Source organism: Cohnella soli, assembly GCF_042655525.1.
Classification (GTDB): domain Bacteria; phylum Bacillota; class Bacilli; order Paenibacillales; family Paenibacillaceae; genus Cohnella; species Cohnella soli.
The window spans coordinates 1-14816 of sequence record NZ_JBHSMI010000052.1; the positions used below are offsets into that span (position 1 = coordinate 1).

Annotated in this window: 12 protein-coding genes; 11 read left to right on the top strand and 1 reads right to left on the bottom strand. The window is 48.5% G+C overall.

Annotation, left to right across the window (positions count from 1 at the left end; translation table 11 throughout):
• The first annotated feature begins 109 nt into the window (after positions 1 to 109).
• Both ACFPOF_RS24035 and ACFPOF_RS24040 read left to right on the top strand, forming a co-directional pair.
• Complete coding sequence (locus ACFPOF_RS24035) at positions 110 to 898, top strand: sugar phosphate isomerase/epimerase family protein (protein ID WP_378137459.1); 789 nt, start codon at positions 110 to 112, stop codon at positions 896 to 898.
• 396 nt (positions 899 to 1294) lie between these two features.
• Complete coding sequence (locus ACFPOF_RS24040; protein ID WP_378137460.1) at positions 1295 to 1723, top strand: DUF1801 domain-containing protein; 429 nt, start codon at positions 1295 to 1297, stop codon at positions 1721 to 1723.
• Here the strand turns inward: ACFPOF_RS24040 and ACFPOF_RS24045 are convergent.
• Entirely contained in the window at positions 1720 to 2043 is a 324-nt protein-coding gene (locus tag ACFPOF_RS24045) for a hypothetical protein (protein WP_378137462.1), read from the bottom strand. The genes ACFPOF_RS24040 and ACFPOF_RS24045 overlap by 4 nt on opposite strands.
• Before the next feature lie 420 nt (positions 2044 to 2463).
• Here ACFPOF_RS24045 and ACFPOF_RS24050 point away from each other — a divergent pair, with 420 nt between their 5' ends.
• The 9 genes from ACFPOF_RS24050 (at position 2464) to ACFPOF_RS24090 (ending at position 14793) form a co-directional block, all read left to right on the top strand.
• Positions 2464 to 4215 carry a sensor histidine kinase gene (locus tag ACFPOF_RS24050; protein ID WP_378137464.1) on the top strand — a complete coding sequence of 584 codons (1752 nt, stop codon included), beginning with the start codon at positions 2464 to 2466 and terminating at the stop codon, positions 4213 to 4215.
• A complete protein-coding gene (locus ACFPOF_RS24055; protein ID WP_378137466.1) occupies positions 4208 to 5230 on the top strand; it encodes a response regulator in 1023 nt (340 codons plus the stop codon). The genes ACFPOF_RS24050 and ACFPOF_RS24055 overlap by 8 nt, the downstream gene beginning before the upstream one ends.
• A gap of 18 nt (positions 5231 to 5248) precedes the next feature.
• Entirely contained in the window at positions 5249 to 5857 is a 609-nt protein-coding gene (locus ACFPOF_RS24060; protein WP_378137468.1) for a helix-turn-helix transcriptional regulator, read from the top strand.
• Between the two features lie 120 nt (positions 5858 to 5977).
• Complete coding sequence (locus ACFPOF_RS24065; RefSeq protein ID WP_378137470.1) at positions 5978 to 7639, top strand: extracellular solute-binding protein; 1662 nt, start codon at positions 5978 to 5980, stop codon at positions 7637 to 7639.
• Positions 7640 to 7694: 55 nt separating this feature from the next.
• The gene (locus ACFPOF_RS24070) at positions 7695 to 8588 is read left to right on the top strand and encodes an ABC transporter permease (protein WP_378137472.1); all 894 of its coding nucleotides are present in this window, start codon (positions 7695 to 7697) and stop codon (positions 8586 to 8588) included.
• Between the two features lie 11 nt (positions 8589 to 8599).
• Complete coding sequence (locus tag ACFPOF_RS24075; RefSeq protein WP_378137474.1) at positions 8600 to 9484, top strand: carbohydrate ABC transporter permease; 885 nt, start codon at positions 8600 to 8602, stop codon at positions 9482 to 9484.
• A 38-nt stretch (positions 9485 to 9522) separates the two neighbouring features.
• Positions 9523 to 11004 (top strand): glycoside hydrolase family 28 protein, encoded by a 1482-nt coding sequence (locus ACFPOF_RS24080; protein WP_378137476.1) that lies wholly within the window; start codon positions 9523 to 9525, stop codon positions 11002 to 11004.
• 70 nt (positions 11005 to 11074) lie between these two features.
• Positions 11075 to 12958, top strand: a complete 1884-nt coding sequence (locus ACFPOF_RS24085; protein WP_378137478.1) for a right-handed parallel beta-helix repeat-containing protein — start codon at positions 11075 to 11077, stop codon at positions 12956 to 12958.
• Positions 12959 to 13242: 284 nt separating this feature from the next.
• On the top strand, positions 13243 to 14793 hold the full coding sequence (locus ACFPOF_RS24090) for a DUF4091 domain-containing protein (protein WP_378137480.1): 1551 nt from the start codon (positions 13243 to 13245) through the stop codon (positions 14791 to 14793).
• Positions 14794 to 14816 lie beyond the last annotated feature (23 nt).

Genomic DNA, 14816 nt, shown 5'->3' on the forward strand with positions numbered 1-14816 from the left:
TGCCATGTCTACATGACTTCTCCATCTCTTGAGATAGTCGATGGTTGAGAATTTAAGAACGAGTGAGAAAATGCGAGAAAACATTAAATTATAGTGGGAGGGGGGACGCTTGTTCTATACAGGGTTATGTTCGGTAACGTTTCGCGAGTTGTCTCCGCAAGCGATCGTGGAAGCTACCGTGAAGGCGCAAATAGATGCTATCGAATGGGGAGGAGACGTCCATGTTCCGCCCGGAGACGCAGTGCTGGCTGCCGAGGTCAGACGGATGACCGAGTCGGCAGGTTTGCGCGTATCGTCGTACGGCTCCTATTACCGAGCGGGCTGCTTTCATGGAGCCGAGGCTGATTTCGAAGCCGTACTCGTATCAGCCCGATCGCTCGGTGCTCCGATTATTCGTGTATGGGCCGGCGACAAGGGGGCCGCCGAGACGGACGAAACCAGGTTTCGGGCGATCGTCGAGGATGTACAACTTATGGCGGCAAGGGCGGAAGCGCTTGGGATCGACATCGCCTTCGAATACCATGGCAATACGCTTACCGATACGCCGGAATCGGCGCTTCGTCTTCTTGGCGAGGTCAACCGCGCGAACGTTCGCTGTTACTGGCAATCCGATAATATGCGGAACGTCATGGATGAGATCGAGGCAATAGGTCGGCTCACTCCATATTTGGCCCATGTCCACGTGTTTCATTACAACGGCGGCCATCAGAAGCCGCTGGCAGAAGGGAGGGAAGAGTGGAACCGGTATATTCGGGCATTTGAAGGCCAGAGCCGTGATTTCTATCTTTTGCTGGAGTTCGTCCGAGGCGGCTCGGTGGACCAATTGGTCCGAGATGCGGCAACGCTAAAAGCATTAGTCAATGGGGCAGCATCGTCCGACGCCGTACTGGATTTCTAGGTGAGCTTGACCATGAAACTTCTCTTTAGTAGATGATTCCAAGTAAAGTTTAATACACAGCAGATAGATCGAATAGGGCCGTCAGGGATTCATTGACGGTCTTTTTGTGTTATTGAGTGGGCGGCGGTCGCTTATCGTCTGCACGATTTGCTTTAACCCTTCCTTCCGGGTTGCATATATCTTCTGTATTTAACATGCGTGAATCCGGTTTTCTGCTTGAAAACACGCAGGACTTAAACTGAGTGTCAATGTTATAATGATATCGCTTCATTTCAGCCAAGCATATTCTACAAGACACTTGATAGTATGCGGAAAATTAGTTTTCAAGTGGCTTTCAGACCCAGTAGTATTAGCGTATTACGAAGGCTGCGATCGACCAAGGGGGAGAGACGATTCATGGTGGAAAACAAAAAGATTTCAAAACGACTTTCCGGAAGTGAACAAGTAAAAGCTTTTTTACAAGAGCTTGAACATCCCATGAAGCAAGAGGTTGAGGAAGTTCGTAATATCATTATTCAATCAAACAGCCAATTAACCGAACATATTAAATGGAATGCACCCAGCTTTTGTATAAATAATAAGGATAGAATTACATTCAATTTTCAAGGTAAGAATAGATTCCGCTTAGTTTTCCATTGCGGGGCTAAAAAAACTCAGTTTGAGAATGAAGAATCGCTTTTTATTGATGAATCAGGGTTACTAGAATGGGTAACCGGTGACAGAGCAATTTTAACTATTTCATCACAGCAGGAACTAAAAGACATTAATAAAAATAGATTAACCAACATCATAAATAAGTGGATTGAAGTAACCAAGGACATTTAGAGGGCTACTCGAAGATATGACTTGCGCTGCTTGAGGCGCTGCTCCGCGAAAAGCTCGGCGGCCTGTTCGAAATCGAGCCGACCGATGCGGGCTTGCACCTGTTCGCTTGGTGGAAGCGTCCCGCTGAAGAATGGCGGAGATATTTGACCACTTGCGAACGCAATGGCGTACAATTGTTCGACGGGACCGCCAACTATGCCGGTGATCCGCGGCTTTGCGCCGTTTTCGGTTTTTCTCACCTGTCCGAGCATGAGATTAGGGAAGCTGTGGAGAGGATGGGGGTCGGAATTGAATGCCGAAGCGGATGCATAAATTTTCATGGTTGAGCACAGCGTTCTATGCAAGGTGCCGCTTACGATACTCTGTGATCGTAAGGCGGCTTTTTTTCAAAATATAGACTTTATATGTTTCACCTATTAAGTGCTTGTATTTCTACGGTAAACGCGCCTGTCCTTAAAGGACGGCGAAGCCGTTTATCCTTGTATCAGTTCTCCCTAACTGCGCTTAGCTACTGAGGCGGATGATGGGGGCTTCTACTAAAGCTCTATCATTGTCTACGGTTGATTCTTGACAATGAGATTATGATTCCTAAAGAATAGAATCAAGGAGACTGTTATTTTTGAAATAGCTGAGTTGCGTTGGAAATCAAGAGAATGAGCGGCATGTAAGTGAGCGGGTTTTACGCGTCAAGCTGGCGAAGAATGATAAAGGATCCGGAACATATGTTTGGGGGGGTAACAATGAGGTTATTTGTACAGAATAACGGGCCTTCGATTTACATGAAGCTGCTGCTTTCCTTTTTAATTGTTCTCATTCCCGTCTATGCAGTTGCGATCATTGCCAATTATGACGGAGCACAGAAGGTAAAAACGGAGATTAAAAAAACAATCAGCTCAAAGGTCAATGACTATCTCAGAACGTTTGATAGCGAAATGGCGAGGGTGATCAGTTTAAGAAACGAGTATATCCTGGATAAGGACTTGCAGGACATAAGCGTTTTGTCCACAGTAATGACGCCCTTTCAGTTTTCGCAATCGGTCAGCCGCATTATGGATCGGCTGCAAGTGCTTAAGACTTCAAGCTTGTACGTGGAAGATGCGGAAGTGAGCATCCCTCAATTGAACCGAACCCTCTCAACTTTAACTTATGAAAACTCCATTGATGAAACGGCACTCTCGATATCAAACGGCATTCTGGACAATTCCATTATCGAAGCTTCCGGCGAGTATTATATTTACGGTTCCTATCCGGTATCTCTTCCGAAGGGCGTTATGCCGTTGTATGGCGTGAAAATCAAGCTCTCCAAAGAAAAGATCGACCAGTCTCTCTCCGAAATGGTTTCCCGTTTGGGCGGATGGGCTGTTTTATTCGATTCGTCTCAAAATTGGCGGCTGTATAGCCGTCAAAAGGAGGACATGCTTAGCAAATTCCAGCCCTATATGGATACGTTTACGGCTGGCGAAGAGCAGGAGATGAGCAAGATGTTGACGGTTGGCGGCGTCAACTATTTTGTCTTTATGGAGCGATCTGCAAAATCGGACGTGTCTCTGCTCTTCTATATTCAGGAGGATGAGATTCTAGGCCCTCTCAAAATGAACAGGGCATGGCTGATCCTGCTTTCTATCGTTTCGGTCCTCGTCGTCGCCCTATTTGCTTACTGGATTCATATGCTGATTCGCAGGCCGATCCGCATTATGGTTCAAGCGCTGCGTAATGTTGAGAACGGCAGGACCGGGATACCGATTCAATACCGGTTCAAGGACGAGTTTAATTATATGTACAATCAATTCAACGCGATGACGAACCAGCTGGATATTCTGATTCATGAAGTGTATGAGCAGCAGATTCGAACGCAAAAGGCCGAATTGAAGCAATTGCAGTCCCAGATCAATCCTCATTTTTTATATAACAGCTATTTTTTGCTGTCGCGGATGGTTCATTTGAAGGAATTTGAACATGTGGCCCGGCTCTCCAAGCATCTGGGAGAATATTTCAAGTTTATTACACGAAACGATAGGGACGAGGTTTCCTTACTGGAAGAGTGGCAGCATACGCTCGCTTATATTGAAATTCAAATGTACCGCTACAAGCGGCGCATGAAGACCCGTTACGAGCCTTTACTGCCTGAATTCCACCATGAGCGTGTGCCGCGCATTATTTTACAGCCCATTATGGAGAACGCCTATGAACACGGTTTATCCAATAAAGCGGCGGATGGCGTCATTACGTTGAGCTTTGTCGAGACGGACGGAGCACTGACGATTCGCATCGAAGACAACGGGGATGAGCTGACGGACGTTCAAATTTTACAGCTGCAGAAGAAGCTGAACGGTTACGATGAGGCAATCGAAACGACGGGGCTGATCAATGTCCATAAGCGGCTGCAGTTGATGTTCGGGGAAAAGCACGGCTTGCAAGTATCGCGCGCGGCGATCGGCGGTTTGCGCGTACAAATTTCGATTCCGGTGCAAGGAGGAAGGTACGATGTATAATTTATTAGTTGTAGATGACGAAGATTTTATCGTCGATGGGCTCATTGCCTTGTTCGATGAAAAATATGGTGATTCCTTCACTTACTTTCGTGCTTATTCGTCGCCTGAGGCGATCGGCATTTTGCAGCATACCCGGATGGATCTTGTCGTATCGGATATTCGGATGCCCGGGATGACGGGTATCGTTTTGCATGAGCATATCATTCGATTATGGCCTGCGTGTAAAGTCATCTTTTTAACCGGCTTCAATGATTTCGAGTATATTCAGACCGCGATACGCAATGCAAGCGTCGATTATATTTTAAAAACCGAGTCGGATGAAGTGATTGTGCAGGCGGTCGACAAAGCACTGGCATCGCTTCGGACCGACGATGCGGCAAAACAGCTGATGGAGGAAGCGAATGCACAACTGCAAGCTTCGCTGCCGATTTTGCAGAAACAGTATGTATGGGATATGTTGAACGGATTGGATGAGGGTGCCGATATCGTACGTCAATTCCGGGAGCTGCATATGGGACTCCGCGCTGACGAGCCCGTTCTCTTGATGCTTGGCCGCTTGGAAGAATGGGATGACGCGGTAGCGTTGTCCGCCCGCATGCCGTCGGTTTATGCTTGTCAGCAGATTGTGAAAAATTTATGGGAGCCGATGGCGGCAGCCTTCTCGATTTTTTATGATCGCGGAAAGCTGGTATGGCTTATTCAGCCGCATAGGAAGAAACAAGCTGATCAAGACACCGGCTTTATGGACTGGGAGGCGGTTAAGCGGCATGCCGGGCGTATATTGGCGACGATTCAGTCTGATTGTGCAACCTATTTGCATCTGAAAATATCGTTGATCGTTGCCGGACGGCCTGTTGACTGGCGGAGCTGCGGCGCGGAGTTTATGCGGCTCAAACAAATTTTTTATGTGCATTACGGCCTTCAGCAGCAACTGATATTGTCTGAAAACGATCTCCCGTCCAAGCCGGACCCGATATGGGAACATCGTTTCTATGAATTAAGGCCGAACAATTAGCTGCAGCTGCAGCATTATTTGGAAACAGGTCAGATCGAGCCTTTCCAACAGCTGTTTCAGGACATTGTAAATCGGATTCCCGCTGCGCAAATGAAGCAGGATGAGGTATGGCTACATATTTATCATTCGATGCTATCGCTGTTTTTTACTTATATCTCTCAATCCGAGCATCGGGACAAATGGACGGAATGGTTTGCGTACGATCAGCTGTTTTACGGAAAGCTGCTGACATGGGGCGAGGTAACGGAAAGACTATGGCAGTTGGCCGTTTCTATTTTTCATGTGCAGCAGGATCAAGCGGCGGATCGGGACCGGGAGGTTGTACGCAAGGTAAAGCAGTATATCAAGAGCCATCTCGGCGGCGATCTTTCGTTGACCCAGCTTAGTAAGGTTGCCGGGTATAATCATTCCTATTTATCGCGATTGTACAAAGAGATAAGCGGAGAAGGGTTGTCCGATTTTATTACGAATGAACGTTTGACTGCTGCGCGCATGATGCTGTCAAACCCGGAGCATAAGGTTCAGGATATTGCCGAAACGCTCGGCTTTGAATCCGCGACGTATTTTACGCGCTTCTTCAAGAAGCATACGGGGATGACGCCAAGCGAGTTTCGCGAGTTTTTGTGAAAGCGCTATTAATTGTGTAAATAAAAGTCCAGATTGTAAACAGTGTGCGATTGAGGCGAATGGGAAACGGCGGCTATGATGAAAGTGGGTCAAGCAAGATAGATATGAGGAGGAATCAAGTTGAAGCACAAGGGGTTAAAGCTGGGGATGACGGGGCTGTTAGCCGCTATCATGTTAGCGGTTACAGCATGTAGCGGCCAGGAAAGCGGCGGCAAGAAGGAGGAAACTACGCCGCCCTCAGGCAATCAATTGGAAGAGAAAGCCAAAGATCCGCTAGGCAAGTTCGATCCTCCGATCGAACTGACGGCTGCGCGCGATATTGGGGGAAAGAAGTTCCGCGATGGCGAATCGATTAGTAACAATGTATGGAGCCGCTTGTATGAGGAAGCTTTGGGCGTCAAGATCAAGTATTTGTGGACGACTTCAGGCGGGTATGATCAGAAATTAAATGTGTCCATCGCTTCAGGCGCTCTGCCGGATATGTTTCCTGTCAACAGCTCGCAATTGAAACAGTTGATCGATTCGGGTCAAATTGAAGATTTAACCAAGGTTTACGAACAATATGCTTCGGATACGACCAAACAAATCATGGGCGAAGATCCCGACCAGCTGAAGTCGGCTACGTTTAAAGGCAAATTGATGGCTATCCCGGTTGTCGGCTCCCCGTCGGATACTTCCCAAGTGTTATGGATTCGGCAAGATTGGCTCGATAAGCTCGGACTGCCCGGGCCGAAAACGATGCAGGACGTGGAAGCGATCGCCAAGGCTTTTGTGACCCAAGACCCGGATGGCAATCAGAAAAATGATACATTCGGTATCTCTGTCGGCCAATCCTTGGATCAAGGAAATATCGGTTCGCTTCGGGGATTTTTCAACGGATACCATGCGTATCCGAAACTGTGGTATAAGGATGCATCCGGGAAGTTCGTCTATGGCAGCGTGCAGCCGGAAATCAAGAATGCGTTAGCCAAGCTGAGAGAGATGTTTAAGGAAGGTCTGATTGACAAGGAATTCGTCGTAAAGCCGATTGATAAAATCAATGAGCAGCTCGTTGGCGGCAAAGTGGGCATTGAGTACGGAGCCTGGTGGAATCCGGCTTATCCGCTGCAATCGGGGATCGATCAGAATCCGGAAGCGCGCTGGGTATCCTACGGCATTCCGTCCGCCGACAGTACGCCGGCTAAAATCACATTCGATTTTCCGGCAAGCCAATATATCGTCATTAAAAAAGGTACCAAGCATCCTGAAGCGGCAGTGAAGATGCTTAATCTGATGGTGAAGAAAGCTTATGAAGAAAGGGATATTGAAAATTATTTTATCGCCAAGGACGGCTTCGAGTATAACGGCTATCCTTTGCTCTACGCTTCAAAAGTAGACGGGAATCTGGATATTCATCTGAATTTGACCCAAGCGCTGGAGAAGAAAGATCCTTCCTCGTTGAATGCCGAGGAAGCGTCATACTATGACAGAATTCTTGCATATCGGAATGGCGACCTGAAGCAATGGTATGAGGAAGGCATGCATGGCAAGTCGAGCGCATGGCCAAGCGTCAAGGAGAAAATCGATAAAGGGCTTGTGCAGAAACCGGGATTTTTCGGGGCGCCGACCGATACGATGGCGCAAAAAGGCGGTGTACTCACAAAGCTGGAGTTGGAGACGTTCTCTAAAATCATAATGGGAGAAGTCTCTCTGGACGAGTTCGATAAATTTGTAGAGAACTGGCACAAATTAGGCGGAGATCAAATTGCCTCAGAAATCGAAGCCTGGTATTCCAATCTCTAGAACGCTTACGGGGGAGGGGAATCCCCTCCTCTGTACCTTGGATAGGAGAGGCAAAATGAACAAACGAATTTCACGGCAGTTCCCCCTTCATCTTATGCTTTTACCTGCCATCGTGTTTGCCGTCGTTTTTAGTTATGTCCCCATGGTAGGCATAGTCATCGCTTTTCAAAACTTCATACCGGCTAAGGGGTTATTCGGTTCCGAATGGGTCGGGTTCGACAATTTCAGATTTGCGTTTTCGCTTCCCGACTTTTCCGTCGTACTGGGCAATACCATTTATATCGCCGTCATGAAAATAATAGCCGGTCAAGCGGTTCCGATCCTTGTCGCCCTGCTGCTCAATGAGTTACGTTTGCAGTTCCTAAAGCGCAGCTACCAGACGCTCATTTATTTGCCTCACTTTCTGTCCTGGGTCATACTGGGCGGGATTTTGACTGATATTTTATCTTATAACGGAATTGTCAATCGATTTATCGAGCTATTCGGCGGCAAGCCCATCTCGTTCCTGTTGAGCAATGATTGGTTTCCATCCGTGCTGGTCGCTTCCGACGTATGGAAAGAATACGGCTTCGGCACCATTGTATATTTGGCTGCGATTACAAACGTCGACCCGTCTTTATATGAAGCAGCTGTCATCGACGGGGCAGGACGCTGGAAACAGATGTGGCATGTTACCTTACCCGGCATGCGGCCGATTATCGTATTGTTGGCGACACTTAGCATGGGCAATGTTCTGAATGCCGGCTTTGATCAAGTTTTCAATCTGTACAATCCGGCCGTCTATGAGAGCGGCGATATCATCGATACGTTCGTATACCGGATGGGCATGATTGATTTCCAATACGGATTGGCGACCGCGATCGGCATGTTCAAGTCTGTCGTTGCTTTGCTGCTGATTTCCATTTCTTATTGGACGGCGTATAAACTTGCGAATTACCGGATTTTTTAAGGAGGAGCATCATGCCCGGGCAAAAAACAGCAGGGAATTATACGTTTCACACTATTAATATCTTGTTTTTATCGGTCATGTCATTATTGTGCCTATTCCCGCTTATTCATATATTGGCCATTTCGTTCAGTTCCAGCAGCGCTGCGGCCTCGGGGATGGTTACTTTTTGGCCGGTGAATTTTACATGGGATTCGTACTCGTTTATTTTGGAAAAACCCGAGTTTCTTCGTTCGATGAAAGTGACGTTAGTTCGAGTCGTTCTGGCAGTGTCGCTAAGCATGGTCCTGACCATTATTACCGCCTATCCTTTGTCGAAGGATAAGGGGACGCTGAAGTTTCGCACGGGATATGTCTGGTTTTTTGTCTTTACGATGCTTTTCAGCGGAGGATTAATTCCTTCCTACATGATCATCAAATATATCGGCATTTTGGATAGCATATGGGCTTTGGTGCTTCCCTCAGCCCTGCCGGTGTTTCATGTCATTTTGTTGTTGAATTTTTTTCGCGGATTGCCCAAAGAACTTGAAGAATCGGCTTTTATTGATGGCGCGAGCTACTGGCAGTCCTTATGGCAAATCTTTTTGCCGATTTCTCTGCCGGCTCTTGCTACGGTCTGTTTGTTTACAATCGTCGGCGTATGGAACTCCTGGTTTGACGGTCTCATACTGATGAACTCGCCGGAAAAATATCCGCTGGCAACGTACTTGTTCACGATTATTCAAGGGATCGATTTATCGAAAATAAATGGAAGCGATTATCGAAATCTTGCTGAAATTAGCGAACGCACCGCTAAAGCCGCCCAAATATTTTTGGGGGCGCTGCCCATTCTTGCGGTCTATCCGTTTCTGCAAAAGTATTTCGTTAAAGGGATTGTGCTAGGCAGTGTGAAGGGATAGGGACGCTGCAAGATGATGGTTGAACGGGGGGGGGGGGGATGGATATGCAAGTTGTAATCACCGAATTTGGTGCGATTGGCGATGGGGAGGCGAAGGATACCGCTTCTTTGCAGCGGGCGATCAATGCCTGCGCAGCGGACGGAGGCGGAACGGTTATCGTCCCTAGAGGACGGTTTCGGATTGGCACCGTATATTTGCAAAGCTACGTCTCGCTGGTTCTCGAGGCCGGCGCAATATTGGAAGCAAGCACGGAGCGGAGCGACTACGATCGCCTGCAGCTTTACAGGAATACGCCGAATCCGGCAGCTTACGAAGGCGTTCTGTGCGCGATTGGCGCGCGGGGAGTCAGCATTAGCGGCAAAGGCCGCATCGAAGGACAAGATCAGTCGTTCTGGATCGCAAAGGAAAGGGAGAGGCTTCGCGACCGTTCGGAAGATACGGCGATCGCATATTGGGCGAAGGAATGGCGGCCGATGCTGCTTTTGCTGGAAGACTGCAGCGATGTGCTGATCGAAGGGATTACGATTAGTCAAAGTCCGATCTATGCGGGCTGGTTAATCGATTGCAGCAACGTAAGAATTACGGGTGTTACGGTAAACAACGATGTAGAAGGACCGAATACGGACGGATTTCATCTCAGCTCCTGCCGGAATGTACGCATATCCGACTGCGATTTTCGTACCGGCGACGATGCGATCGCGATAGACGCGAATGGAACGCGAGCCTCCAACGGCATTACGGTAACGAATTGCGCATTTCATACTTCCGTCAATTGTTTTCGGATTTATACCGGGCTTGATCCGTGGATCAAGGAGCGGATTTACACCCGAATCAGTCAAATTGCGATTTCGAATTGCACCGTGTCCGAGGCATCCGGGTTTATAAATGTGACTGCCGAAGACGGCGAAATTTCGGATATCGTCGTCACAGGAGCGTCTCTGAATATGGAGTATGAAGGCGTGCCGATATTCATGATGACAAACCGCGGCCAAATTCGCAACGTGCAAATGAGTCATCTTATCGCCAGCGCGAATGGCGTTTGTACCATTGTCGGCCAACCGGAAGATCAAATCGATCAAATTCAGTTAGCAGACATGAATTTCACGATTACGCCGCGCAAGAAAAAATACGGGCTGGGCATTCCTGCAGATATGATAGGGTATGCGCATCATCATTTTGGGCCGTATAACCTCTATTTGCGTCATGTGGATTCCATTGAATTCAATAGGATTCAAGTACGGTGGACGGAGCATTTGCTGCCGGAAAGCTGGAGTTTGCTGCATGCGGAACATGTGCGGCATATCGTGCTGGACCGCATTCAGGGAGCAAAGTGCGGGGCGGATCCCTCAATGCCCGTCGTTTCGCTGCAGCAAGTTAAAGAAGCGGAGATTACTAGAATGCGTGTCGCGGAACCTGCCGCAGTCTTTATTCGGGTATCGGAAGAGCCTGCAGAGCGCACTTGCTTGCGGTTGGCGGACAACGATTTGCGACTGGTAGATATCGAAGTGAAACGAGACTAATAGCGTTTATGGGCCGGCTTGAAGGCGGCGGCGTGCAACTAGTGTTTGAATAAGAGAGGAGCGATGAACCATGCAAAGGAATACGGATTCGCCGGAAACGGAAAAAGAGGTCAAGGATAGATTGATCGACCGGAGGAGTTTTCTCGCTTATACGGGGATCGCCGGAGCGGCATTATTGAGCAGCGGCTTGCTGCAATCTACGACGGCTTTGGCTGCATCTGATGAGAAGAAGGGGCCGCCGAAGCCCGTCCATCCCCTCGATCCAAACGCCGTTACAACCGTCACGATCTCCGGACTCCGGGCATTGCCGACGCCTTCAACTACTCGCGCTTTCCTCGTTTCCGATGCCGGGAAAGAAGGTCTGTTCCTGCTTGATTCGTCGGATTCCGTGTCCGCCGACAACGGCGGAACCGTGATCGTGTCCTCCTCCGGCGCCCGTTTCAAACGGCTGGTCGACGATGCCGTCAATGTCGCCTGGTTCGGTGCTATTGGTGACGGAACGGCCGACGATTCCGATGCGATTCAGTCGGCTGTCAATGAAGCGATCGCGGCGGGGCATGGCGAAGTGGTTTTTCCGCAGACTAGCGGCTTTTATCGGGTAACCAAATCGATAGAAATCCGTATGCCGGATCATCGCTTCCTGCATTTGAGGGGAATCGGCCAGCCCGAAATTCGGGTGACGCAGTTTACCTCTCCCGATTCGCACATGTCCTTGTTCAAATGCGTTCGCCAGACGACTCCATCCACGAACGCCGGCGTCATGATCAGCCATTTGTTCATAAACGGGATCGGTGTGGGGGAAAGCTGGGGAGCCACCAATTATTACGACAATACGCAAAATAAAATACTCTTTGCCGTGCACATGGAAGTTAATCAAGCCATTGTCCACAATTGCCGATTCGAGAACGTTTACGGTTACGGGATCAATATCCGCTATTATGACTTCGCGCTGGTGGACAACTGCACATTTAAGTCCGTCGGGGGGCACTGGTACGTTAACGACGGGTTTGATGCGTTCGGTGACGCCGTATATTGCGCTCAGGCGAACAGTCCTTCAGCCACCGCTAAAGTATCGAACTGCGTCATCGTCGCGTATCCTTCGGACCGGCCGAGGCTGTCCCGAATCGGTGTGACCTTCGAGTTTGCCGCTTACCAGGCGGTCGTGGAGAACTGCTACATCGAAGGTTACGATAGAGGGATTCATGTGGAGGGTTGTCCCGAGATCGATTTGCTAGTCAGTGCAACCGTCGTTCAACGATACAACGTAGGCGTTTTCGTTCAAACGGGAGGGAAGAAGCTGGCTTTCCATCATCTCCGCATCTTCGGGAACGTGGGCCAATACAACGGACAGTCCGGCCCGTTCGCCACCTACGAGATCACGTCGATGCCGATTTCGACCGTCTTTGAGAATTGCCAGTTCGAAATCGACCGCGATGTGGGGTCGCATCTGAAAATATATACGAGCTTCAGCAACACGACAATCGTCAGCAAGGGAGGCAGGTGGACGTTTGTGTTTTTCAAAGGCCTGTTTAATCAATGTACGCTGATCGGCAAATGCATCTACATGTATCAATGCTTGACCGATCAGATGAACGATTGCCGATTGATTGGACAGCCGGGATCGGATCAAGTCATAGAGGCTGTTGCTGGGAGCACGATATTGCGGTTATCGGATTGCGTTTTCGAGAACGGCTGGATCAGTCTCGATAACGTTTCGGCAGGTCAAGAGCCGCTGCTGAGCGATTGCAAATTTTACAAGCAGGCGGGAAGCACGATGTCTTACGGCGGATTCATCAGACCGTATGCCGCGACGATTTATATCAACGATGGTTTCCTTCGTTCCGATATTCCGATGAGCTTCGTCGCAAGCGGAGGGGGAACGACCAAGTTTCTTGGGCTAAGCTATCTTGATATAGCGGGTACGCTGCAGGATTCCAACGGTAATCCGGTTTAAGCTCGGCCCGGACGGTAGCAGGAGCCGGCAAGCGTACGATTGGAAGGGCAGCCCGCAAAGCCGCACGTATAAAGAAGACAGGTTTTCTATGAATATGTACGGCAACGATGATTGGAGGGATAGCTGTGCACTTGGGATTGCAATCTATGTTTTATCAATATTCCAATAGCTTTAGAGCGTGGGATCATGGGAAGCGGGAAACCGAGAATAAATCGATAGATATCGTGTGCTGCAGAAGGGATAGCGCCGTTTTTCAAGCGGTCGTAAGCGCGGAGGAAGATTTGTTGCTGACGGTCGGTAATGATTCATTATTCTGGAAGGGAGGGCCGTTAACGATTGCCCGAATCGGTGTCGAAATGGAAGGTGCAATCGATGTAGAAGTGAAGATCGTGGGGCTTGTAGATGACAATAACCGTACGATGAAGGCAGATACTTTATTGGATCAATCTCATATTTTTGTGAAAAAGAGAACGGTTCAACCGATATGGGTCGAATGCCATGCATCTCCGGACACACCGCCCGGACGTTATGAAGGAACCGTAAAAATGTTTGCGAGAATGTTGTTTGAAGATGAGCGGGAAGTTGCGAAGTGCAGCTTCAGCCTTGTTGTCAAACCGTATACGTTACCCGAACCGAAAGACTATAAATTTTATCTTGATTTATGGCAGCATCACTGCAATATTGCCAGAAAATATAATATGCCGTTGTGGTCGGACGGACACTTTACAGTATTGAACGAGTATTTTCAGAGCATGGGGCAGCTTGGACAAAAAGCGGTATCTTGCGTCGTTTCAGATATCCCGTGGATCGGTCAAAGCAGCTTCATGGATCCGGAACCTTCCGATTTATTCGAGTATAGCATTATTGGGGTAGAGCGTGATATTGACGGAGCCTTTCACTATGACTATTCATCCTTGGATCGATTGATTGAACTAGCGGAGAGCCAAGGGATTGACCAAGAAATTGAAGTGTTCGGTTTATTGAACGTATGGCAGGATCCTGCTGCAGGGTATGGCGGGGTAGTTGAAGATTACCCTGATGGGATGAGAGTGCGTTATTTCGATAAACGCAGTCAGCGGTATTGCTTTATTCGACATTTTGACCATATCAGTCATTATGTTAAGTCGCTTGAGGCGCATTTCATTGACAAAGGCTGGATCGATAAGGTGCGGGTTCTTGCCGACGAGCCTGCCGATATGACGGAGTTTCTTAATAGATTGAACACATTGCGCAGCATAGCTCCGAGTTTTAAATATAAAATTGCTGTCAATCATGCGGAATTCATCCGCGCGGGAATTGAAGGGATTTGCGATTTTGTGCCTATCATTGTCTGTGCAGCGAATGAATATGAGAAGATGCAGGAACTGCGGGACAGGATTAGCGGGCGGCTTTTGTATTACGTTTGCTGCGGTCCGCAAAGACCAAATACATTTGTTTCGTCTCCGCCTCTTGAAAGCCGATTGATCGCTTGGTTAACCGAGAAGCTGCAGTACGACGGTTTTTTGCGCTGGAGTTATACCGCTTGGCCCGATGATCCGTTAAGACAAATAAGCTATCGCGCCAGCTTGCCGACGGGCGACATGCATTTTGTATATCCAGGGGCAAGCGGCAAACCGATGCTCTCGCTCAGGTATAAATGGCTGCAGAGAGGCATTCGTGATTTTGAATTCATGCAGCTGCTAAAGGCAGAAGGAAGAGCGGAAGCAGTAACGCAAGCGCTGAATGACGTGATTCGATTTACCCATCCGTCGGAGCTGTATGCGCCGGGGAAAGAAATTGGCGATCTTTATAGTTTAAATGAGTCGGATTATGATCGATTGCTTCATCTATCATGACTTCTAAGTTAGGAGAACGTACA